Origin of the sequence: Brevibacillus gelatini, from assembly GCF_050920745.1 — a bacterium.
In the GTDB taxonomy this organism is placed as follows: Bacteria; Bacillota; Bacilli; order Brevibacillales; family Brevibacillaceae; genus Brevibacillus; species Brevibacillus gelatini.
In genome coordinates this window covers 3,808,925-3,832,626 of record NZ_CP154342.1, presented here as the reverse complement: position 1 = coordinate 3,832,626, position 23,702 = coordinate 3,808,925, and the positions used below count along the sequence as shown (strand labels likewise).

Annotated in this window: 15 protein-coding genes; all 15 read left to right on the top strand. The window is 56.2% G+C overall.

The genetic code is table 11. From position 1 onward, the window contains the following. Window positions 1–13: 13 nt before the first annotated feature. The 15 genes from paaD to pyrH all read left to right on the top strand — a co-directional run bounded on the left by paaD (window position 14) and on the right by pyrH (window position 23,545). On the top strand, window positions 14–517 hold the full coding sequence (gene paaD / locus AAFJ72_RS18485) for a 1,2-phenylacetyl-CoA epoxidase subunit PaaD (protein WP_432775173.1): 504 nt from the start codon (window positions 14–16) through the stop codon (window positions 515–517). A 25-nt stretch (window positions 518–542) separates the two neighbouring features. Then, window positions 543–1,985 (top strand): NAD-dependent succinate-semialdehyde dehydrogenase, encoded by a 1,443-nt coding sequence (locus tag AAFJ72_RS18480; RefSeq protein WP_122905625.1) that lies wholly within the window; start codon window positions 543–545, stop codon window positions 1,983–1,985. A gap of 210 nt (window positions 1,986–2,195) precedes the next feature. Next, window positions 2,196–3,086, top strand: coding sequence for a cytochrome c oxidase assembly protein (locus tag AAFJ72_RS18475; RefSeq protein WP_122905624.1), 891 nt, complete (start codon window positions 2,196–2,198; stop codon window positions 3,084–3,086). A 33-nt stretch (window positions 3,087–3,119) separates the two neighbouring features. Further along, on the top strand, window positions 3,120–3,578 hold the full coding sequence (locus AAFJ72_RS18470) for a DUF420 domain-containing protein (protein ID WP_122905623.1): 459 nt from the start codon (window positions 3,120–3,122) through the stop codon (window positions 3,576–3,578). A gap of 110 nt (window positions 3,579–3,688) precedes the next feature. Then, window positions 3,689–4,624 carry a heme o synthase gene (gene cyoE / locus AAFJ72_RS18465; RefSeq protein ID WP_122905622.1) on the top strand — a complete coding sequence of 312 codons (936 nt, stop codon included), beginning with the start codon at window positions 3,689–3,691 and terminating at the stop codon, window positions 4,622–4,624. 136 nt (window positions 4,625–4,760) lie between these two features. Next, window positions 4,761–5,675: a COX15/CtaA family protein gene (locus tag AAFJ72_RS18460; protein WP_432775172.1), complete on the top strand. Its 915-nt coding sequence runs from the start codon at window positions 4,761–4,763 to the stop codon at window positions 5,673–5,675. A gap of 300 nt (window positions 5,676–5,975) precedes the next feature. Then, a complete protein-coding gene (locus AAFJ72_RS18455) occupies window positions 5,976–6,746 on the top strand; it encodes an MBL fold metallo-hydrolase (protein ID WP_122905620.1) in 771 nt (256 codons plus the stop codon). A 568-nt stretch (window positions 6,747–7,314) separates the two neighbouring features. After that, entirely contained in the window at window positions 7,315–8,556 is a 1,242-nt protein-coding gene (locus AAFJ72_RS18450) for an exonuclease SbcCD subunit D (protein WP_122905619.1), read from the top strand. Then, window positions 8,553–12,203, top strand: a complete 3,651-nt coding sequence (locus AAFJ72_RS18445; RefSeq protein WP_432775171.1) for an AAA family ATPase — start codon at window positions 8,553–8,555, stop codon at window positions 12,201–12,203. Before AAFJ72_RS18450 ends, AAFJ72_RS18445 begins: the two co-directional genes overlap by 4 nt. A 15-nt stretch (window positions 12,204–12,218) precedes the next feature. After that, complete coding sequence (gene addB, locus AAFJ72_RS18440) at window positions 12,219–15,716, top strand: helicase-exonuclease AddAB subunit AddB (protein ID WP_432775170.1); 3,498 nt, start codon at window positions 12,219–12,221, stop codon at window positions 15,714–15,716. Further along, complete coding sequence (gene addA / locus AAFJ72_RS18435) at window positions 15,685–19,515, top strand: helicase-exonuclease AddAB subunit AddA (RefSeq protein WP_432775169.1); 3,831 nt, start codon at window positions 15,685–15,687, stop codon at window positions 19,513–19,515. The genes addB and addA overlap by 32 nt, the downstream gene beginning before the upstream one ends. Before the next feature lie 263 nt (window positions 19,516–19,778). Beyond that, window positions 19,779–20,240, top strand: a complete 462-nt coding sequence (locus AAFJ72_RS18430) for a DinB family protein (RefSeq protein ID WP_122905615.1) — start codon at window positions 19,779–19,781, stop codon at window positions 20,238–20,240. A gap of 332 nt (window positions 20,241–20,572) precedes the next feature. After that, complete coding sequence (locus AAFJ72_RS18425; protein WP_122905614.1) at window positions 20,573–21,982, top strand: amino acid permease; 1,410 nt, start codon at window positions 20,573–20,575, stop codon at window positions 21,980–21,982. 108 nt (window positions 21,983–22,090) lie between these two features. Next, window positions 22,091–22,609 (top strand): DUF402 domain-containing protein, encoded by a 519-nt coding sequence (locus AAFJ72_RS18420; protein ID WP_432775168.1) that lies wholly within the window; start codon window positions 22,091–22,093, stop codon window positions 22,607–22,609. A 201-nt stretch (window positions 22,610–22,810) separates the two neighbouring features. Next, window positions 22,811–23,545 carry a UMP kinase gene (pyrH, locus tag AAFJ72_RS18415; protein ID WP_025848348.1) on the top strand — a complete coding sequence of 245 codons (735 nt, stop codon included), beginning with the start codon at window positions 22,811–22,813 and terminating at the stop codon, window positions 23,543–23,545. Window positions 23,546–23,702 lie beyond the last annotated feature (157 nt).

Here is a 23,702-nt window from a genome sequence, read left to right as displayed (position 1 = left end):
AGGGGTGATCTGCATGGCGCAGGAAGGAATGCACGTACACGATGGACTGGAAGCGACATGCTGGGAACTGCTGCAACAGGTGACTGATCCGGAGATTCCGGTCATAAGCATGGTAGAGATGGGGATGATCCACCAGGTGCGGGTAGAGGATGGTGTCGCGCATGTCGACGTGCTCCCTACCTTCGTCGGCTGTCCCGCGCTTGAGATCATGAAAAAGAACATCGCTGAAAAGCTGACAGAGGTGGAGGGCATCAGCAAAGTCGAGGTTCAGTTTGTCTACGACCCTGCCTGGACGTCTGATCGCATCGCGCCAGAGGCGAGAGGCAAGCTGAAAAGCTTTGGCATTGCCCCGCCGCCAATCGATTTCAAACCGGGAGATGTCTGGGAGGTAGCCTGTCCTTACTGCGATTCCCCGTATACACAGATTGACAACTTGTTTGGCCCCGCTGCATGCCGCAGCATTTTGTACTGCCGGCATTGCAAAAATCCGTTTGAGGCCTTAAAGCCAATCTATTGAAAAGAGATTGAGAGGAGCGATAGTCTTGGGAGAGTACAAACAAATGTATATCAATGGAGAATGGGTTTCCGCCGAGAGCGGGGAAACGATTCAGATCGTCAATCCGGCTACTGGCGAAGTCGTGGGCAGCGCCGCTTTTGGGGATGACCGCGATGCCAAAAAAGCGATTGAAGCTGCGCATGAAGCGTTCGGGAGCTGGTCCCGCCTGACTGCCCGCGAGCGCTCCAAATACTTGTACACCTTGTCCGAACTGGTTAAAAAGAGCCGCGACGAGCTGGCTGGCATCATTTCTGCCGAGATGGGCAAGCCGCTGGGCGAGGCAAAAGGCGAAGTGCTGGGAGCAGCGGACAATTTCGTCTGGTACGCGGAAGAAGCGAAGCGTGTCTACGGGGAGACGATTCCTTCGTCCGTGCCAAACAAGCGGATCATGGTGCTCCGTCAGCCGGTAGGCGTGGTCGGGGCGATTACGCCATGGAACTTCCCGGTGAACATGGTCGCCCGCAAAATCGCTCCTGCACTGGCAGCAGGCTGCACAGTCGTGCTGAAGCCGGCAGAGGCAACCCCGCTGTCTGCAATTCGGCTGTTTGAGCTGATCGAGCAAGCCGGCTTCCCGAAAGGCGTCGTCAACCTCGTCATCGGCAAGCCGGAATTGATCGGCCAGGAATTTATCGAAAATCCAAAGCTGAGCAAAATCGGCTTTACAGGCTCCACTCGCGTCGGCAAGCTGCTGATGGAGGGCGCAGCGAAGCAGGTGAAGCGCGTCAGCATGGAGCTGGGCGGACATGCGCCGTTCATCGTGTTCCCGGACGCGGACCTGGATGCGGCGGTAAAAGGGCTGTTTGAGAGCAAGTTCCGCAACTCCGGGCAAATGTGCATTTGTACCAACCGTCTGTACGTCCACGAGGATGTGGCAGATGCCTTTACCGAAAAGCTGGTCGAGCGCCTGAAACGGGCAAAAGTAGGGGACGGACGCCTCAAAGAGACGGAAATCGGTCCGCTGGTGAACGAGCGCGCGCTGAACAAAGTGCTGGAGCATATTGCAGACGCCAAGGAAAAAGGCGGACAGGTCGTCTACGGCGGCAGCCGCCTGACCGAGGGCGAATACGCGAACGGCTTCTATTGCGAACCGACAGTCATCACAGGCGTGACAGAAGCGATGAAGATTTCGCAGGAAGAAACGTTTGGACCTGTCGTTCCGCTCGTTCGCTTCACAGACGAAGCAGAAGTGGTGCGCCAAGCGAACAACACGCGCTACGGTCTGGCTGCCTACGTGTACACACGTGACAACCAGCGCTGCTTCCGGATGGCAGAGCAGCTGGAGTACGGGATTGTCGGCATCAATGACGGCGCACCGACCCAGACGCAAGCGCCGTTTGGCGGATTCAAGGAAAGCGGCATCGGCCGCGAAGGCGGCCGCTACGGCATGGATGAGTATCTGGAAACGAAATTTGTTTCTTTCGGAATATAGGCCAAACGAGCTTTTTCAAAGGGACCAGAGAGAATCTGGTCTCTTTTTTTGCCAGCGCATTTGTCAATACTTTGTTCATTTTTATTATCAAAGAGAAGAGAATCAACGGTATAATGGAAATTGTATAGAGGGCACCCTTAATAGAGCGATGTCCCGCAACGACTGACGTAGCGAAGCCCCAGGCTTTACTATTAGGAAGGGAGGATTTGAATGGGTCAGCATCAACACGAGCTGTCAGCCATGAACGGGACGGCATCCTTTTCAGATTTGTGGAGTCCCGATGTGATGCTATTCACTCTGCTTATCGCTACGGTATATTTCCTGGTGACAGGTCCCATGCATAAACGTTTTGAAAATGCCACGATGGCAACCACGAGGCAAAAGCTGCTGTTTGTTTTTGCCCTGCTGCTGTTTTACGCAGCACAAGGGAGCCCGATCAGCTATTACGGCCATCATTACTTGTTCAGCTTGCACATGCTGCAGCAATCGATCCTATATTTTGCCCTGCCTCCCATCGTACTTTTGGCGATGCCTGAGTGGCTTTTGGAAAAAATCTTTCAGCCAAGACCGCTCAAGGCAATGCTGCGATTCTTTACTCATCCGTTGGTGGCAGCGCTTGTGTTCAATACGCTGTTTTCGTTTTACCACATCCCGTTTATTTTTGACGCGGCGGCCCTTCATCATCAATGGATGACGGCCTACCATGTTGTTTTGATCCTGGCTGCCTTTGCCATGTGGTGGCCGATTGTCAGCCCGCTGTCCGACAGCAAGAGACAGCTTGCCGGATTGAAAAAGCTGGCGTACATCTTCATCAACGGCGTGCTGATTACGCCTGCCTGTGCGCTGATTATTTTTGCGTCCGATCCGTTGTATGCGACGTACATTTCGGCTCCGCAGCTGTTCCCGAGCCTCAGCACCTTCAGCGACCAGCGGCTTGGCGGAATCATCATGAAGCTGATGCAGGAGCTTGTGTACGGCTCTGTACTCGCCTATGTCTTCTACCACTGGTATAAGCAGGAGAAACAGGACGACCTGCCGATGGATGAGCAGCCGGCCAGTCTGCTGATGAAATCGCCGCCAACGGAAGAAGGCAGGGCATAGAAAATAGATAGATTATTTGAATGAGGTGTAGAAATGTCCATCTTGCTGCCTACGATAAGCACATCGTTTATCGTCATCAGCGGTATTCTTGTCGCTTGTGGCTGGTATGCGGTCGCGAAGAAACAAATTGACAAACATATGAAGATCATGAAGTGGGCTGCCATCTGTGCAACGATCTTCTTCATCACGTATGTATCCAGAACGGCTTTTGTCGGAAACACGCATTTTGGCGGGCCTGACAGCTTGAAGCCGATCTACCAGACGTTTTTGGTCTTTCACATCGTGCTGGCTACAGTTGGGGGAGTAATGGGGCTGGTGACGCTCAGACACGCCTACAAGAACAACATTGCCGCCCATCGAAAAATCGGGCCGTGGACGTCGATCGTCTGGTTTGTTACTGCCATTACAGGAGTTACGGTGTATACCTTGCTCTACATCATTTATCCAGGCGGCGAAACAGCCGGAGTTCTGGACGTAATTTTTGGCAAGTAGGGTGTGCGCTTTTCAAGTTGACTAGCTTCTTTTGCTTTCGATACAATGAAAGTTAGTTCTTTCAATTGAAATTCACACGTTCAGATAGATTCAGACAGGAGGTACAAAACGTGGACCAGCAAGTGACAATGCAGGAATCGCTTGATAGTGAGACGCCCCTGCAGGCACAACCGGGAGAACCGGCAACTTTTCGGGACTACGTAGAACTGACAAAGCCTGGAATTACCATGTCCAACCTGATGACCACCTTCGCTGCTTTATGGCTGGCATCTTACGGTTATCCAGACTGGAAACTGGCGATTTTTACCATGCTCGGTACTGCTTTGGTGATTATGTCGGGTGCGACGTTAAACAACTACTATGACCGCGATCTGGACAAAAAAATGAAGCGGACCAGAGGACGCGCGCTCGCAGCCGGGCGGATCTCTCCACGCGTTGCGATTGTTCTGGGAATTGGCTTGCTGCTCGCAGGTTTGGCCGTGCTGGCGGTATTCGCGAATCCGCTGGCTGCTGTCTGGGGACTGATTGGTCATATTTTCTACGTATTGATTTACACGCCGCTCAAGCGTGTGACCACCTTGAACACCGTCGTAGGCGGAATCTCCGGTGCGGCTCCGCCAGTCATCGGCTGGGTAGCCGTAACGAACAGCATGGACCCGGCGGCATGGCTGCTGTTCCTGATTTTGTTCCTGTGGCAGCCGCCGCACTTCCTCGCGCTGGCGATGCTGAAAACAGAAGAATACCGCGCTGGCAATCTGCCGATGCTGCCAGTCGTGAAAGGTTTTGCCGAAACGAAGCGGCAGATGGTGTTGTGGGGCTCTGTCCTGTTCCCGGCTTCGCTTTTGCTCTTTATCCATGGCAGTGTAGGCTACGTCTACCTGATTGTCATGGGCTTGATGGGCATCGTGTACATGGTGCTGCTGTTCCAGGGCTTCAAGGCCAAAGACGATCTCGCCTGGGCACGCAAGCTGTTCGGCTATTCGATTCTGTATTTGACCATCTTTTGTGCCGTCATCGTTATCAGCACAATGGTGAACCATTATTGACACGAAACACTCACCAAATGTTCACGGAACATCCCTTGCTTGGCAGGGGATGTTTCATTAATGTTAGAGAGGGCAACAGTTAAGAGGCTGCTTTACCGAGAGTCTCAAACATCACAGGAAACAGGGTGTATTCACTATGGAAAAATGGCTGAAACCTCTAGCCGTTCTTGCTACTCTCGTCATGTTTATCGTCATGTTCGCCGGGTCGCTTGTGACCAAAACAGATTCCGGTCTGGGCTGTGGAAACGACTGGCCGCTCTGTAATGGCAAATGGGTCCCGGAGTATACCTTGGCTTCAATTATTGAGTACATGCACCGCCTGATTACAGGCGTAGCCGGCATCGTCGTGGTTCTTTTCTCCGTGCTGTGCTGGCGCCACTATCGGGGTAACCGGGAAGTGCGCAATCTCGCCCTGTTCGGTCTGTTTTTTATCATTCTGGAGTCCATCCTTGGTGCTTCTGCGGTCATCTGGCCGCAATCGTCTTCCGTGCTGGCTCTGCACTTCGGCTTCTCCCTGCTGGCTTTTACCGGTGTGTTTCTGTTGACCGGGTTCGTGCTGCAGCGGGACAAGATGGCGAGCATGGTCCAGGATACGGCTTCGCGGGGCTTTCGCAATTGGATCTGGCTCGTGGCGGCGTATACTTACGGGGTGGTCTATCTCGGAGCGTACGTCCGGCATACCGGATCGAGCATGGGGTGCAGCGACTGGCCGTTGTGCCAGGGGCAGCTGATTCCGCAGCTCTCCGGTCAGACAGGCATTCATTTTGCCCACAGGCTGGGCGCGTTGGTTCTGGTATTTTTGCTGCTCGGCACGATGATTTACGCGATGCGCCACTTCAAGGAAAAGCGCCGCGATCTGTACAGCGCAAGCATTCTCGCTTTCGTGCTCGTCATCCTGCAGGTGTTCAGCGGCGGATTCGTGGTTTTATTCAAGCTTCACCTGTATGCTACGCTGCTGCACTCGATGATTATTACCATTCTTTTTGGCGTTATCAGCTACATGTGCTTGCAGGCGCACAAGTCGCCGCAGGCTGGCAAGTTGAGAAAATAGAAAACAGAGATAGAGACAGTGATTCGCGCTTGAAAAGGCCGCACTCCCGCTTTTGTGCAGGGGGTGCGGCTTTGTGCATGTTGCGCTTACAGTAATAGCTGACTGAGAGTTCACAGTTTTAATCGTTGGATGAAAAACTCTCATCTAACTACTAGCTGGGGTCTTTGACAATTACTTCTGACCCGTACTGATTCATTATAGCTAATTGGTTAGTCGCAGAAGTTGTTTACATATTTAGGTTTTTATAGTAATATATTACACAGAAAATAATTGAATGTCGAAGATTGAGGGTTGGTTCAATTGATAATTAAATTTTTGGGTACAAGTGATGCACAAGGTGTACCTCGGATCAACTGTAACTGTCAAGTTTGTACCGTCGATGATGGATATAATTGGAGAAGACGCCCGAGTGTTCTTATTTCATATGACAATAAAACAGCTTTACTTGATGTTTCACCCGACTTTAAACAACAATACATAATGCATCATAATCATGGACTAATCCCAGATACGGTGCTGTTCACTCATGCACATAATGACCATATTGCAGGATTGGGAGATTATGCAGATCTATGCTTCTGGAATAAGGTGAATTCTAGAATTGTGGGCTCCCCCGAAGTTATCAGCCAACTCGTTCAGCGTTATCCATATTTGGCTAATAGAGACTCAATAAAGTTTTTTGGATGTAAAGAGTTCACATTAGGAGAGTGGTACATTCAATTTGTAAAAGTAAACCATGGGCATAATGGATATTCTTACGGCTTGGTCTTTTCTAAAAAGGACTATAGATGGGCATATGTGTCGGATTCATTTAATATGACTGAAGAACAACTTAGTTATTTTCTGAACCTTGACACATTGATACTTGGTACATCTTATTGGGAGGAAAAGACCCAAAAGGATAAACGCTCAGTTTATAGTGTAACGGAAGCTTTTGAAATTAAAGAAATTTTAAAACCTACAAAAATGGTTTTGACACATCTATCGCATGACATTAATGCCGACATTATGAGTAAACAATTGCCGGAGAATGTTTTTTTTGCATTTGATGGTATGGAGCTTCAATTTTAATATCGAGAGTTAATGAGTAGGAGATAAAATGCATGAAAATACTTTTCATCCTTACAGGCTATCAACTATATCTACCTGAAGATTCATTGGATGAAGATATTGCTATTGCAGACCAGATTTTTTTATAACCATTTCTTAGAGCTGCTTGTTTTACTGCCGGGACGTGTATTGGAAGTCTTAATCCGAATGGAGACTGGCTCCCTGCACGTCTCTTTCCTTGTGCAGTTTTTCTACGGTGTACATAACCAATGGGAGAATACCACACTCTCATTGTCGAAAAGAACCTATTTCGCTGACCGCTAGTGTTGCATTAATTAATCTTCATCATATTTACCCCCGCATGTGCTTAGCAGCCCCTTTACCTCTCCTAAAATTGTCCCATCCGTATACAGTACCTCTTGTTTTAGCAGATTCTTTATTTTCTCCGCAATCAGCGTAAGCCACTTTAATTGTTGGGGTCAACCAGAGCGCAAAAGTTACCGACAAGTACCGTAAATTTCAACCACGCACCGCTCTGTCTTTTGTTACAATAAAAAGCAAACACATGATCGTGGAGAGGATGGGAGTCATGCGCATTTTACATACGGCCGACTGGCATTTCGGGCGGCAGCTCGAAGGCCGCGACCGCCGGGCGGAGCAGACGGCATTTGTGGACGAGCTCTGCCGGATCGCGGAGGAGCGGGAAGTGGATTTGGTGCTGGTGGCAGGAGATGTGTACGATTCTGTAAACCCGCCGGCGTGGGCGGAGGAACTTTTTTACGAGGCGCTGGAACGCTTGTCTGCGGAAGGGCGGCGGGGGGTTATCGTGATTGCGGGCAACCACGACCAGCCGGAGCGGGTCAGGGCAGCATCGCCGCTTGCGGCCAAGCACGGAATTGTGTTGCTCGGCTTGCCGAAGGAAGCGCCGTTGATCGCACAGACGCCGTCCCCGGACAGGGTACAGGTCGTCCAGGGAGGGCCCTCCTGGCTGGAAATGAAAGTGCCGGGCTGCGAGCACCATGCGGTGGTGCTCGCCTTGCCGTACCCTTCCGAATCGCGGCTGAAGGAGCTGCTCAGCGAGAGTTTTACGCAGGAGGAAATGCAGCTCGCCTTTTCGGAGCGGATCGCGCGGCTGTTGGCAGATTTGTCCGTTCATTTTCGCGAGGACACCGTGAACCTGATTACGAGCCATCTGTTTGTGATGGGGGGCATGGAGACGGATTCGGAACGGCCGATTCAGATTGGCGGCGCTTTGACGGTATCTCCGCAGGCTTTTCCGAAAAACGCCGACTACGTGGCGCTCGGCCACCTGCATCGTCTGCAAAAGCTCAGCGACAAGCCGCTCGTGCGCTACAGCGGCTCGCCGCTCTCGTACAGCTTTTCCGAAGCGGGGCAGAGCAAGGCGGTCGTGCTGGTCGAAGTGGAGCCGGGGCATGACGTGCGGGAGGAGATTATTTATTTGACGAGCGGCCGTCCGTTGGCGCGCTGGAAGGCGACAGAAGGAATCGCCCAGGTTGAGCGCTGGCTTGCGGAAGGGCGGGACGCAGGCTCCTGGATCGATCTGGAGCTGCATGTGACGGATGTGATCGACCCGGCAGAGTTTCAGCGTGTGCGCAAGCTGTCGGACGACTTTGTGAAAATCCAGCGCGTCGTCATTCGCGAAGAGCGCGACGAGGAAGAAGCGCAGCGGGTGGAATTGACCGAGTTGACATCGGATCAGTTGTTTCGCAGATTTTATGAGCGCAAAAAGGGAGCGGCGCCGGATGAGCGGCTCGTTGCCCTGTTTCAGCGGCTGCTGGCGGAAACCGGGGGAGAGGGGGAGGAAGCGTGAGACCGATTCGCTTGAAGCTGGCAGGGATGCACAGCTATCGGGAAATGCAAGAGGTTGACTTTGAAATGTTGTGCCAGGCAGGACTGTTTGGCATTTTCGGACCGACAGGCAGCGGGAAATCGACCATACTGGATGCGATCACACTGGCGCTGTACGGACAGGTCGTCCGGCTCGGCGGCGGGAACCATCCCAAGGAAGTGCTGAATCAGCTGGAGCAGCGCGTCTTCGTCTCCTTTACGTTCGAGCTGGGCACAGGCGATGAGCGCAAGCGGTATACGATTGAGCGGGAATTTGGTCTGGATAAAAAAGGAAACAAACGCCAGCCGGAGGTGCGACTGATCCAGTCCGGCGCGTTGACCGGAGAGCCGGATGTCGTGCTGGAATCGAAGGCGACGGCCGCTACTGCGGCGATTGAGAAACTGATTGGTCTGACCTTGCAGGATTTTACCCGCGCAGTTGTTTTGCCGCAGGGGCAGTTTTCCCGCTTTTTGACACTTCGCGGCAGCGAGCGCAACGAGATGTTGCAGCGGATGTTCCGGCTACATATTTATGGGGAAAAGCTGAGCGAACGGGTGCGGCACGCTCTCGACCAGACAAAGGAGCAGATGCACCGTTTGCAATTGGAGACGGCGGCACTGGGAGAGGCGGGACCGGAAGCGCTGGAGCTGGCGCGCCAGACTTTTCAGGAAGCGGCGCAAATGGAGCAGGCACTCACCCGGCAAAAGCAGGAGTTGGCTGAAAAGCTCAAGGAGCTGGAGCAGCTTGCCCAGTGGCAGCAGGAGCTGGCGCAAGTTCAGCAGCAGTTGCAAGAGCAGACAGCGAAGGAGGAAGAAATCGCCCGGCTCACCAGCAGCATCCGCGAGTGGGAAGCGAGCATTCGCCTGTGGCCGCTGGTGCAGCAATACGAGCGGCTCGATCAGGAATGGACAGTGACCGGACAGGCACTGGAGCAAAGCAGGAGTCAGCAGGAGGCAGCACGGCTTGCCCTGGAAGCAGCAGAAGCGGAGTACGCGCGGGCACAGGCAGAGCTGACGGCGCAGGAGCCGCAGTTGATCCAGCAAAAAGGACGACTCGTCCAGGCGGAGGAATGGGAAGCGGAGCTGAAAGCGATTCGCGAAGAGCAGTCTGTGCTTGCGCGCGAATGGCAGGAAGTATCGCTTGGGCTGGTGCAGACAGAGGCGCAGCTTGAGCGGGACGAAAGAGCCTTGCAAACGTGGGAGCAGGAGTGGAACAGGCTTGCGGAAGAGAGCAGGCAGGCGATGGTGACTCCGGAGTGGCGAGATCGCGTCGCGCGGGCGCGGGAAGCGAAGCAGCAGTGGGAGCGGGAAAAAAAGAAGCTGCACGAGCTGGAAGCGGAGCAGGCAGAGGCTGTAACTCGTCTGCAAGCGGCGACGGAGAGAGCCAGTGTGGACAAGCGCGAGTGGGAACAGTCCGCAAATCGGTTGGCCGAGCAGAAAGAACGGCTGGCAAAAGCGTTGGAGAAACCACTCATGAGCGACGAGGAATGGGAGCGGTCGCGCCATGTGCTGGCGGAAATGAAACAGGTGGGCCGCAAGTGGCGCGAAGGCTTGACGGCGATTGCTAGCTGGCAGGAAAAGCGGCAGCAGATCGAACAGGAGCAAAAGCAAGCGGCGAAGCGTTACCAGGAGCTAACCGAGGCGGTTCAGGCGTGCGAAGCCGAGGCTCTTGCACAGCTGGCCGACCGCGAAGGGCTGCGTCAGGAGTGGGAGCGCTGGCAGCAGGAAAACATGGCTCGCTACTTGCGCGAGCGGCTGGAAGAAGGCAAGGAATGCCCGGTGTGCGGCTCGCTGCATCATCCGCTGGACGGTCAAGCTCATCCGGCAGACGGAGAAGCAAAAGCGGCGGGCGACGACCTGCGCGCCCGGATCAAAGCGTGCGAAGAAGCCGTGAAGGCAGCCGAACAAAAGACAGCGCAGGCGAAAGAAGCGTGGGTGACGGCCAAAGGGACGCTGGCTGCTGCCGAAGAGAGAGCAGCCGCAGCGAAGGCCGAGTACAGAGAGCTGGAAGCGCGGCTCGCCGCCGTCAAGGCAGAGTGTCACGGATATGGACAGCCTTGGACGGTAGAGACGTTTGAAGAGCTGATCGCTGTCTACCAGCGCGAGGAAAAGGAGCTGGCGGAAAGGCACGCCGAGCGCGAGCAGGCCAGGGAAGAACGGGAGCTTTTGCAAAAACAGTTGGAAGTGCTGCGCGAGGAAGAAGTCGAGAAGAAGCGGATGATGGAAAAAAGCGCCCTGCTGCTCGAACATGCGCAGAAGGTGTTGGATGAGAGCATCGCCCGCGTTGCTGTTGCTGTAGCAGCGGCGAAGCAGGCAGGCGAAGAGCTGGATGCGGTACGCCAGGAGATGGCGATCGAGGAAATCGAACAGCGCTACGAGGAAATCGGTCGTCTGGACAGAAAGCTGGCAGAGCTGGAGCACGTGCGCGCCGAGCAGGAAGCTTTGCGCAGCCAGCTAGTGATCCAAGTAGAAGCTGCCAAATCCAGAAAAGCCGATTGGAAATCGCGAGAATCCGCGCTCGGTGAAAAGATGGCCGACCGAAAACGGATGTGGGAGCAAAAGCATGCCCAGTGGCTGGAGCGGACTGGCGGCATTCCTGCACAGGAAGGGCTGGCTAAGATCGAGCAGACGCTAAACTCACTGCGCCAGTCGCTGACAGAGGCAGAGGCGAAGCGCAAGGCAGCCGCAGAGGCAAGGCAGGCCCTCCAAAACGATTTGGTCAAGCATTCGGAGACGTTGGCCGTTTTGACCAGACAGCGCACAGAGGCGCATGAGGCTTTGTATCAGGGGCTGCAGGAGACGGGCTTTGCCACATTGGAGCAAGTGCGTGAAACGTACGCGGAGCGCGACCGATTGCCCCAGGCCAAGGAGCAAGTCGAGGCTTACACACGCGCCTTGGGACAGCTTCGCTACGAGGAAGACAGGCTGCTGCAAGCCATCGCGGGCCGCACGATCTCGCACGAGGAACTTTTGAGCGCCAAAGAAGCGTGGGAGACGTGGGAGCAGTCTTTTGCAGAGGCGCAGAAGCAGGTCGCCGTCGCCAAAGAGCACGTCGAGCGCATGGAGAAAAACCATAGCAGGTGGCAAGAGCTGCACCAGCAAATCGTCGAGCTGCAGGACGAACAAAGCCGTCTGGAAGAGCTGAAAAAGTTGTTTGAAGCAAAGGCGTTCGTCCAGTTCATCGCCGAGGAAAAGCTGGTTTCCATCGCTCGGGATGCTTCCTATCACTTGAAGCGGATGACTGCGAACCGCTACGGACTGGAAATCGGCGACGAAGGCGAATTTGTCCTGCGTGATGAAGGTGCGGGCGGAATGCGCCGTCCGGTCAGCACCTTGTCCGGCGGCGAAACGTTCTTGACCTCGCTTGCGCTTGCACTCGCCTTGTCGATGGAGATACAGATGCGCGGCGGCCGACTGGAGTTTTTCTTTTTGGACGAAGGCTTTGGAACGCTTGATCCGGAGCTTTTGGAGGTCGTCATGGACGCGCTGGAGCGGCTGCGAATGGACGATTTTACGATTGGCGTCATCAGTCACGTCCCGGAAATACGCGTGCGCATGCCGCGCCGTCTCGTCGTGACCCCGGCAGAGCCGATGGGCAAAGGCAGCACGCTGCAACTGGAGATGGAGTAGGGAAGGGGAAAAAACATGGCAGTCCAATTCATACTGGGACGGGCAGGCACGGGAAAAACAGAGGCGATTCACCAGCAGATCCAACAGCGGCTGCGCGATACACCGCTCGGCTCCCCGATGATTTTGCTCGTACCCGAGCAGGCCAGCTTTCAGGAGGAATACGCCCTCGCCAACCTGCCCGGGCTGGGCGGCGTAATCGGAACCCAGGTGCTCAGTTTCGGCCGCCTGGCTCATCGGCTGCTGCAGGAACTGGGCGATCTGACCACAATTGCTGTCGACGATCTCGGGAAGCACATGGTACTGCGCATGCTTCTGGAGCGGCACAAGGAGGAACTGCAAGTATTTGGCCGTTCCGCGACACAGCCGGGATTTGCCGCTCAGCTTGGGCGTCTGATTAGCGAGTGCAAGTCGTACGGCGTCTCTTTTGCCGATTCGGAAAACGTGGACTGGGGCGGAGCCAGCCTCAATCAAAAGATCAGCGACTTGCGCCTGATTATGAACGCCTATGAGGGGTACATGGCAGAAGGCTACTGCGATGCCGACGATATTTTGAACCGGGTCGCTGTCATGGTAAAGGACTCTTTTTACATCCGGCAGGCGGAAATTTTCATCGACGGCTTTACGGGCTTTACGAATCAGGAGCTGCGGCTGATCGAGCAGTTGATGCTGCACGCCAAACAGGTGACGATTGCGCTCACCCTGGACCCGGACGAACGCGACGCGTCTGTCGATGAGCTTGGGTTGTTCCACCCGACTTTGCGCACGTACCAGACTTTGTTGCAGATCGCGCGGGAATCGGGCGTATCCGTTGCCAAGCCGATGCTATTGACCGAGACGCGCCGTTTTGCCGACAGCCCGTGGCTGCGCCAGCTCGAACAGGGTTATTTTCAATGGGGGACGCCGCCTGCAGTCGGAGACCCTCGCCGCCACGATGAGGTTGCCTTGCTCTCTGCGGTAAACAGACGGGCTGAGGTAGAGGCCGTCGCGCTGAAAATTCTCGCCCTGGCCCGCGAGGAAGGCTACCGCTGGCGGGACATGGCGATCTTGCTGCGGGAAATTGGCACCTATGCCGATGAGATTTCCGCTGTTTTTACCGATTACGGTATTCCGCACTTCCTGGACCAGAAGCGGACCGTGATGAACCATCCGTTGGTGGAGCTGGTTCGCTCGGCGTTGGAGGTCATCGTCACCAGATGGCGGTATGACGCTGTATTTCGCTGTTTGAAGACAGACCTGCTCACGCCAGACCTCGCCCAGGAGCGCACGTCCCGCCAGGAGATCGACCGCCTGGAAAACTACGTGCTGGCTCACGGCGTTTTCGGCTACCAGTGGGCGGAGGAAGCGGCCTGGCGTTTTCGCGGGCCGTCCGGGGCCGCCGAGGATGCGGAAGCAGACGAGCTGAGACGCAAATACGCGGCTCCCTTGCTCGCTTTTGAAAAAGAGATGAAGCAGGCGGCAGGCAAAAACGTGCGGGAAATGACCGTGGCACTGTACAATCTGCTGATTGCCCTGGACGTGCCGGGCAAGCTGGAACATTGGCAGCGCAAGGCAGAGCAGGAGGGCGACCTCGATGCAGCGCAGGTGCACGGCCAGGTGTGGACGGGGCTGGTCGAGCTGATGGACCAGGTCGTGGAGGTTATGGGCGACGAGAGCATGGAGCTCGCTACGTTTGCCCGCGTGCTCGACAGCGGTCTGGAAACGATTGAGCTTGGGCTTGTCCCTCCGGCGCTCGATCAGGTGCTGGTCGGGGCGATGGAGCGCTCGCGCCAGCCTGATGTCAAGGCTCTGTTTATCCTCGGGGTAAACGAGGGCATCATCCCTCTGCGCCCGAAGGAAGAAGGCATTTTGGACGAGGCGGAGCGCGAGCGGCTGGCGGAGATGGGGCAGGTGCTCGCGCCAAGCGCCAAGCAGAAGCTGATGGCCGAGCCGTACCTGTTGTACCAGGCGATGACGCGGCCGTCCGAGCGGCTATTTTTGAGCTGTGCCCTGGCCGATGAGGAAGGCAAGGCACTGCTTCCTTCCCCGGTGTTTTCGCGCATCAGGGAGGTGCTTCCGGACATTTCTCACCAGATGTTTTACAACGAGCCGACGGGCGAGGCGGACACGGATGCCTTTTTGCTCGGGCAGCCAAGAAGGGTGTTTCGCCACTTGCTGACCTTGTTGCGCGCGATGAAAAAGACAGGCGAGCTGCCGGTGTTCTGGTGGGAGGTCTACGACTGGTACGTCCGTTTTTCCCCGGAAGCATTGCGGGAAAAATGGCTGCTGTCCGGCTTGCGCTACCGGAATCTCCCGGACGGGCTGGACAGGCAGACGAGCGCGACTTTGTACGGCAAGCAGTTGAAAATGAGCGTGTCGCGTCTGGAGCGTTTCCAGTCGTGCCCGTTCTCGCATTTTTCCTCGCATGGTTTGAGGCTGTCCGAGCGAGCGATGTACAAGCTGGAACGATTCGATGTGGGTGAGCTGTTCCACGCCTCGCTCAAACGCGCAGTCGAAAAAATGAACGAGGAACATTTGGAATGGAGCAAGCTGACGGAAGACCACAGCATGCAGCTGGCGAGCGAGGTAGTGTCCGAGCTGGTGCCGCAGACGAGAAGCAGTATCCTCACGCGAACAGCGCGCTATCGCTATTTGGCGGGCAAGCTGATGCGGGCGGTTGGCCGTGCGATCTACGTGCTGGGCGAGCATGCCAAGCGCAGCCGCTTTGCTCCGGTTGGGCTGGAGGTTTCCTTTGGTCCGAACGCCGACTTGCCGGGCCTCGTGCTCACTCTCGACAACGGCGTGGAGCTGCAATTGATCGGACGCATCGACCGGGTTGACCAGTCGCTGGACAGCGAGGTGCCGTATTTGCGCGTGATCGACTACAAATCAAGTCCGAAGCAACTGTCGCTGTCAGACGTGTGGAACGGCCTGAATTTGCAACTGCTCGTCTATCTGGACGTCGTCGTGGCAAACGCAGAGGAATGGCTGGGCAAAAAAGCCGAGATGGGCGGCGTCTTTTACTACCAGGTGGCCGACCCGTTTGTGACGGCGAAGCGGCTGCTCACGTCCGAAGAAGCGGCCAAGGAGCGGGCCAAGCGATTGCGGATGAAAGGCTTGATGCTCGCCGATCCCGAACTGGCGAAAATGATGGACGCGTATGTGGAGCAGGGGCCGTCCGAATTGGTTCCGTTTGAGCTGAAAAGGGACGGGACGCTCTCTTCGCGCTCTTCTGTCGCTACAGCCGAGCAGTTCCAGGCGCTGACCGCGTATGTGCGCGACACGGTGAAGCAAATCAGCACGCGCATGACCAATGGAGAAATCGGGATCAAGCCGTATTCCAACGGGACGATGACGGCTTGCGACTATTGCTCGTACAAGCCTGTGTGCCAGTTTGACGGGGAGACAGGCGGCAACGAGCACAGACAGCTTTCCAAATGGAACAGCAAACAAATCTGGAGCATGCTGGCCGAGCAGCAGCTGGCAAGAGAGGGAGGTGCTACCGATGGCGGAGCAACAAGTGCAGGCCAAGCCTGAGCAATGGACGGACGAACAATGGCAAGCGATTATTCAGCGCGGGAGCAACTTGCTGGTAGCGGCTGCGGCAGGCTCGGGGAAAACGTCGGTGCTCGTCGAGCGGATCATCCGGCGCATTATGGATGAGAGCGAGCCTGTCGGCGTCGATCAGCTTCTGGTCGTAACCTTTACGAATGCAGCGGCAGCAGAGATGCGGCACAGAATTGGCGATGCGCTGAGCAAAGCGCTGAAAGAAAATCCGTATTCTGCCCATTTGCGGCGGCAACTCGCCCTGCTCCAGCGAGCGACCATTACGACGCTGCACTCGTTTTGTCTTGGCCTTTTGCGCCAGTATTACTACCTGATCGACCTCGACCCGGAGTTTCGCATTGCCGACCAGATGGAGGGCGAACTGCTGCGGCAGGACGTGCTGGAGGAGCAGTTGGAGGGCTGGTACGAAAGCGACCCGGACTTCCAGGCGTTGGCAGACATCATGCTGGACGGACAGGACGATCAGGCGCTGGCGACTTTGCTGTTGCGGCTGTACGAGTTTTCCCGCAGCCATCCGTCGCCTGAGCGCTGGCTGGCGGAAGCAGCCGAGATGTTTGACATTCGCGCAGGAGCCGGATTGGACGGACTCGTCTGGGCCAAAAGTGTGCTGCGGTCTGTGGAGCTGTCGCTTGTCGGCATGGCTGGCAAGCTGCAGAGGGCGGCCGAGCTGGCCGCTTCCCCGGAAGGCCCGGCGGCTTATTTGCCGCTGTTGGAAGCGGAAGCCGCGGCTCTTCGGCAGGCGGCTCTCGCCTGCAAGGAAGGCTGGGAGGCAGCGAGCCAGGCTATTCGCAGCGTTGCTTTTGCCAAGCTGCCGCCAGTCAAAGGAACCGATCCCGAGATCAAAGAGCAGGTTCAGGCGCTCAGAAACGGCGTGAAAAAAGAGCTGGCGGAGCAGATCGAGCAGTATTTTTCCATGACGCCCGAGCAATATGCCGCTGATTTGCAGCGACTGGCCCCGCATATGAAGACGCTGGCCCGACTCGTTACCGAGTTTTCCGAGGCGTTCCAGTTGGAAAAGCGGGCGCGCGGAATCGTCGACTTTGGCGACCTGGAGCATCTGGCCTTGCGCATTTTGACGGCAACGGACGAGGCGGGCGAGGCGATTCCTTCGCCTATATCGGAGCAGTTGCGCGAACAGTTCGCGGAGGTGCTGGTCGACGAGTACCAGGATATTAACCTGGTGCAGGAGACGATTTTGCGCATGGTTTCCCGCGACGGGACGAACGGAGTCTCCCCCAACCGTTTTATGGTGGGCGACGTGAAGCAGAGTATTTACCGTTTCCGTCTGGCGGAGCCGAAGCTGTTTCTGGAAAAATATTTGACCTATCAAAAAAGTTCGGTAGGCGGGCAGGATGCGGACACTGACGCTCCGGGGCGGCGGATCGACCTTGCCGCCAACTTCCGCAGCAGACGCGAGGTCGTGGATGCGGTCAACTTTTTGTTTCGGCAAATCATGTCGCCGGGCGTGGGCGAGATCGACTACGATCCGTCGGCCGAGCTGATTAACCGCGCCTCTTATCCCGCGGCAGAGCCGGGGAGGCTGCAGGCAGAGGTGCACCTGATTAACCGCAACGTGGAGCAAGAAGCGGGGCAGGCAGTGTCTGCAGAGGCAACGGAAGAGGCCGAGCTGGCAGGAATCCCCGAGGCGACAGGCGACTCGAGCGAGGAAGCGAGCGTCGCGCAACTGGAAGCGCGCCTGATTGCCAGCCGGATTCGCCGCTGGATGGAGCCGGGCGAAGGCGAGTCGTCGCTGCTCGTGTTCGATAAAAAGGCAGGGGGAATGCGCCCGCTCGCTTACCGGGATATCGTCATTTTGCTGCGGGCCACGTCCGGCTGGGGGCAGACGATGCAGGAAGAGCTGCATGCGGCGGGAATCCCCGTGTACGCCGAGCAGACGGCAGGCTATTTTGCGGCGACAGAAGTTGAGACGATGCTCTCGCTGTTGCGGGTGATCGACAATCCGTTGCAGGACATTCCGCTTGCTGCGGTGCTGCGCTCGCCTATTGTCGGCCTGCGCGAGGAGCAGCTTGCCCACATTCGCATCCAGTATCCGACGGGCCCTTTTCATCTCGCTGTCATCCAGTACGTGAAGGAGCGCACGCCGCAGGAGTCGTGGGAAAAACGGCTGAGCCAGTTTTTTGCGAAGCTGGAAGGCTGGCGGACGCATGCCCGCAGGGGAGCGCTGTCTGAGCTGCTTTCCGTGCTGTACCGCGAGACGGGCTACCTTGACTATGTCGCAGCCCTGGAAAACGGACAGCAGCGACAGGCCAATCTGCGTGCCTTGTACGACCGGGCCAGACAGTATGAGGCAGGCTCCTATCGCGGGCTGTTCCGCTTCCTGCGCTTCGTCGACAGGCTGCAGGAGGCGGGCAATGACATGGGCGAAGCGCGCACGATTGGCGAAAACGAGGATGTCGTGCGGATCATGACGATCCACAAGAGTAAGGGTCTGGAGTTTCCGGTCGTTTTCGTCGCGGGCATGGGCAAGCAGTTCAACACGATGGATTTGAAAAGCTCATTTTTGCTGCACAAGGACCTGGGCTTCGGCCCGATGGCCGTGGAGCCGTCCATTCAATTGCGCTACCCGAGCATCGCGGCGCTGGGCATTCGGCAGCAGCTTCGCCGGGATATGCTGGCAGAGGAAATGCGCGTACTGTACGTCGCCTTGACCCGTGCGCGCGAGAAGCTGATTCTCGTCGGTTCAGCCAAAGACTTGGCGAAAAGCGTCATGGACTGGGGCAGACAAGGTGATGGCGAGCGGCTCAGCGACGAGGATCTGATCCAGGCCAAAGGCTATTTTGACTGGGTAGGCCGCGCCTTGCTGCGACATCCGGCAGCAGGCGAACTGCGCGCGTATCCTGCGAAGCAAGGCGCAGGCGAAGAAGTGCGAGTCAGAACCGTTCCCGATGACTCCGTCTGGTCGTTTCATTTTCATCAGGCGGACGAGCTGAAGGCGCAGCAGGAGGCCATGAGCGATGACATGGCACTGTGGGAGCGCGCGACCAGGCGGGAGGAGATTGCAGAACGGCCAGGCGACGAAGCGCTGCGCAAGCTGGTAGAAGCGAGACTGGGCTGGACCGACCCGCACCCGGTTGCCTCGCGCGTGGCGGCCAAATGGAGCGTCAGCGAGCTGAAGCGGCATGCCAAGGTCAGCAAAAGCGGGCAGGCGCTCACACTGCCTTCGATTACGGAAAAGCCGAAGTTTTTGGCGGAACAAAAATCGCACCGCCTGACAGCAGCCGAGAAAGGCACGATCACGCACCTGGTCTTCCAGCATCTCGATTTGCAGCGTCCGCTGGATGAGGCCGACATACGCGAGCAGGTGGCAGAGCTTGCGGCGCGCCGCTTTTTGACAGAGGAGCAGGTGCAGGCGGTGGATGCCGGACAAATTGCCACGTTTTTTGCCGACCCTCTGGGGCAGCGGATGAAAAGGGCCAAGGCGGTTCACCGCGAGCTGCCGTTTACGCTGGTGCTGCCCGCGCATGAAGTGGAGCCGGAGCTGGGCGAAGCAACTTCGGAGCGGATTATCGTCCAGGGTGTGATTGACTGTTTGCTGGAGGAAGACGACAATCGGCTGGTCTTGATTGATTTCAAGACTGACTGGATGGCCAAGGAAGCCTCAGCCGAAGCAATCGAAGAGATGGAGCGCAGGTACAGCGGCCAGATCAGCTTGTACGTTCGGGCGATCAGGCAGATCATCAAGCCGTCTCAGGAAGTGGAGAGCTATCTGTATTTGCTTTCCGGCGGCTTCTCCATCCGGTTTACGTAAAGGCAGACAAGACTGCCGAGCATAAGAGCGCCGTTTTTGAAGCGAATCGAAAACGGCGCTCTTTGTCATGTGCGAAAACACGCTAACGCTCCCTCTGCAAAGTCGGGGGAACGGATGAAGTTGTGGGAGAGCGGGTGAAGTTCGGGAGAGCGGGGGAAGTTCAGGACAACAGATAACAAAAGCGGCAAGCAGGCTGGATAATGGCGAACGTACGTGTTAATGTATAGAAAATATTTACATTTCAGTCTATGGGAGGATTCAGGGTGAAAAAGCTGTTTGCGTACAACTGGATGGTGCGGGATGAATGGTTTGCTTGGTGTGCAAAGCTGCCGGAAGAAGAACTGCTGAAAACGAGAGTGGGAGGCGCCGGGACGATTTTGTACACGCTGTTTCATATTGCAGATGTGGAGTACAGTTGGCTGCGGGGCGTACAGGGGAAGCCGGATGTGCAAGTGCCTTACGAGGAACACCAGTCGCTTGCGCAAGTAAAGGCGCTGGCGGCTCAATGGCGGGAAGAGCTGCGCGATTTTATCGAGGCTTGGACAGACGACTGGGAGCGGGAGCCTGTGCGCGTGGCATGGAGCGACAAGGAGTACGCCAAAGGGGAGATCATGCGGCATGTGATCGCGCACGAGATTCACCATATGGGGCAACTGTCGATCTGGGCCAGGGAGCTTGGCTATACGCCAGTCTCCGCCAATTTTATTGGCAGGAGCTTGGTGTAAGGCAGCGAGTTTTGCGCGAACAGGGCGCATCACCCAGGGACTGCTTCGTTGTAATTTTGCGCCGGAATGCAGGCACTGCAAAAAGGAACCGCCACGCCAGCGTCAGTTTGTAACAAGGCAACGCGATTCGCGTCTTCGCGGGTGTGCACCAAAGCAACACATGCCCCTGCCAGTGCCAGTCCGCAACAAAGGCCACGCCGTCCACACCTTCGCGCGACTGCAACCATCCAACTTGATCCCCCATGCATAATTGTCCTCTTGCCTGCCCATACTCCAACTGTTTCGATTGAAGCTGCTGGAGTTGGAATGTCCGGGCGGGAGGTACGCACAATATGTCGTTAAAAGAACAGTTGTTGAGAAAAAAATCGGTTGCCAGCTTGATGGCACAGGTTGAGAGCAGGCAGCTCAAAAAAACGTTGGGCGCTTTTGATTTGACCATGCTTGGCATCGGCGCGATTGTCGGGACGGGCATCTTCGTTCTCACTGGAGTCGCTGCGGCCGAGCATGCGGGGCCTGCGCTGGTGCTGTCGTTTGTCCTGTCGGGGCTCGCTTGCGTATTTGCGGCGCTGTGCTATGCAGAGTTTGCTTCCACCGTCCCCGTGTCCGGAAGTGCGTACACATACAGCTACACCGCGTTTGGCGAACTGGTGGCGTGGATGATCGGCTGGGACCTGATCCTGGAGTACGGGGTGGCTTCCGCAGCGGTGGCGAGCGGCTGGTCGGGCTATGCGCAAGGCTTGCTTGCAGGCTTCGGCATTCATCTGCCTGTCGCTTTGACGAATGCGTTCGACGCTTCTAAAGGAACGATCATTGACTTGCCTGCTGTTGTCATCATTTTTGTTATTACGCTTCTGCTCATGAAAGGGACAAGGGAGTCGGCCCGCTTCAACACGCTGATGGTCATTATCAAGGTCGCGGTGATCCTTTTGTTTCTCATCGTCGGGATCGGCTATGTGAAGCCGGAAAACTGGAGTCCCTTCATGCCGTTTGGCTTTGCCGGGGTCGCGACGGGCGCTGCGACAGTCTTTTTTGCTTTTATCGGATTTGACGCGGTTTCCACGGCCGCAGAAGAAGTGCGCAATCCGCAGCGCGACATGCCGATTGGCATCATCACATCGCTGCTGGTGTGCACGCTGCTCTACATCGCCGTCTCCTTGACGCTGACCGGGATCGTTCCGTACGACATGCTCAATGTCAAAAATCCGGTTGCCTTTGCGCTCAACTACGTGAAACAAGATTGGGTAGCGGGATTCATTTCCCTCGGGGCCATCGTGGGCATCACCACTGTATTGCTCGTGATGATGTACGGACAGACGCGGCTGTTTTTCGCGATGAGCCGCGATGGTCTGTTGCCCGCCGTTTTTTCGCAGGTGCATCCGACCACGCAGGTGCCGCGAAAAAGTACGCTCATCGTCGGCATTTTGGTTGCGATCTTCAGCGGATTGCTGCCGTTGAACAAGCTGGCTGAGCTGACGAATATCGGGACGCTGTTTGCGTTTATTCTCGTCTCCATTGGCGTCGTCGTACTGCGCCGGACGAATCCGGAATTGCGCCGTGCGTTTCGCACGCCGTTCGTTCCACTCGTCCCGATTCTCGCCGTGCTTTTCTGCGGATACCTGGTCTACAGCTTGCCTGCTGTCACGAAGATCGGGTTTCTCGGCTGGCTGGCTGCAGGCGCTGTCGTCTACTTCCTGTACGGACGCAGGCACAGCCATTTGCGGGATGGCGAATACGGCAAATAGCAAAAAAACGAGGCATGTTCTCCTGGGGACATGTCTTTGTTTGCATCTGACAAAACCATCCAATTCGTGGTAGAGTAAAAGGAACCAAACTGACGAGGAGAACAGGCCATGAAGCGAAAACGAGCAGACCGACCTGGGTGGAGACGTGTCAAGCGAATGGGCTATCAGGAAAAGTGGGTAGAGGCTTTGTCTTTTTCCGGGTACGCTGTCCGTTTGACCCTGGACGAAGTAACCGAGCCCGCCTACATGCCTGTTGGTGAAAAACTGTTGTGCGTAGGCGACAGAGGGTATGTGTACCTGCAATACTTTCCGGATCAGAAGCCTTATGCCGTCACGAAAATGATGGACGAGCTTGGCAACACCGTGCAGTGGTACATTGATATTTGCAAGGCGCATGGCAAGGATGAGAACGGACATATCTGGTATGACGATCTCTACCTCGACATTGTGGTGCTGCCGCAGGGCGAGGTGTATTTGCTCGATCAGGACGAACTGGACGAAGCGCTGCAAACAGGTGTCATCGACAGCGACGAGCACAGCTTCGCGACGGAGGTGGCCGATCAGCTCTTGCGGGATATTTTGGCAGGCAAGCGGGATGCCTTTGACTTTCCGAATTTCTTTGCATAAAGTGGGTGCTTTGCATAAAATGAGGAAGAGTTTGGAATGAATCCACATGCAGGAGGGGAAGCGGGATGCAAAAAAAGAGGATGCCAGCCGATTTCCCCTGTTTTTTCAAGAACGAAGGCAACTGCTGCCCTCGTTCTTTTTTTGGTAGAGGGAACCAAAGATTTCGAAAACGTAAAAGACAACGATCGAGGAGGAGGCGCCATGAAGTATAAGCGGGTGTTGGTCAAATTGAGCGGCGGGGCTGTCGCGCAGGAGAACGGGTTTGGATTTGACCCGGGACAACTGGAGCATATCGCGGGGGAGATTCTTTCCTTGCTCGACATGGGCGTCGAGGTAGCGATTGTCATTGGCGGGGGAAACATTTTTCGCGGCAACATGGCGGACCAGTGGGGGATCGAGCGGGTTGAGGCAGACAACATCGGGACGCTGGCGACTGTCATCAACAGCCTGATGCTGCGAGGCGTGCTGAAGGCGCGCGTCAACCGGGAAGTCAGAGTGATGACAGCCGTGCCGATCAATGCCGTCGCGGAGCCGTACATTCGCCTGCGCGCCGTGCACCATCTGGAAAAGGGCTACGTCGTCATTTTCGCGGGCGGAAACGGGCAGCCGTATGTGACGACAGACTATCCGGCTGTGCAACGGGCGCTGGAGGTGGAGGCCGACGCGCTTTTGGTCGCGAAACACGGGGTAGATGGCGTCTACACGGCCGACCCGCGCAAGGACGCATCGGCGCGGCAATACGTGGAGGTGTCCTTTGACGAGGTGGTCAGAAAAGACTTGCGCGTCATGGACCAGTCCGCGATGATTTTGGCGCGCGACCACGGCTTGCCGCTGCACGTGTTCAACTTCGACCAGCCCGGAGCGATGGCGCAAATTTGCCGGGGGGAGCAGGCAGGGACTTTTATCAGCCGGGAGCTGGAACCTGTCTTCAAATAAAAGCGGATGAGTTTGGCCCAACCGCTTACTGGGGCGCGGCGCAGAGCCGCTCTTCTTTTTGCCCGAAAGCGACAGCGGGTCACAGCCGCCACCATTGCCAAATGCTGCAAAAGATTTGGCGTAACCCGCGTTCTCATCTACAATGGATGAGAACACA

Bases quoted from the DNA above. Each gene is read 5' to 3' on its own strand.
- paaD (WP_432775173.1), top strand. From the start codon at position 14: ATGGCGCAGGAAGGAATGCACGTACACGATGGACTGGAAGCGACATGC.
- AAFJ72_RS18475 (WP_122905624.1), top strand. From the start codon at position 2,196: ATGGGTCAGCATCAACACGAGCTGTCAGCCATGAACGGGACGGCATCC.
- AAFJ72_RS18470 (WP_122905623.1), top strand. From the start codon at position 3,120: ATGTCCATCTTGCTGCCTACGATAAGCACATCGTTTATCGTCATCAGC.
- AAFJ72_RS18460 (WP_432775172.1), top strand. From the start codon at position 4,761: ATGGAAAAATGGCTGAAACCTCTAGCCGTTCTTGCTACTCTCGTCATG.
- AAFJ72_RS18450 (WP_122905619.1), top strand. From the start codon at position 7,315: ATGCGCATTTTACATACGGCCGACTGGCATTTCGGGCGGCAGCTCGAA.
- addB (WP_432775170.1), top strand. From the start codon at position 12,219: ATGGCAGTCCAATTCATACTGGGACGGGCAGGCACGGGAAAAACAGAG.
- addA (WP_432775169.1), top strand. From the start codon at position 15,685: ATGGCGGAGCAACAAGTGCAGGCCAAGCCTGAGCAATGGACGGACGAA.
- AAFJ72_RS18425 (WP_122905614.1), top strand. From the start codon at position 20,573: ATGTCGTTAAAAGAACAGTTGTTGAGAAAAAAATCGGTTGCCAGCTTG.
- AAFJ72_RS18420 (WP_432775168.1), top strand. From the start codon at position 22,091: ATGAAGCGAAAACGAGCAGACCGACCTGGGTGGAGACGTGTCAAGCGA.
- pyrH (WP_025848348.1), top strand. From the start codon at position 22,811: ATGAAGTATAAGCGGGTGTTGGTCAAATTGAGCGGCGGGGCTGTCGCG.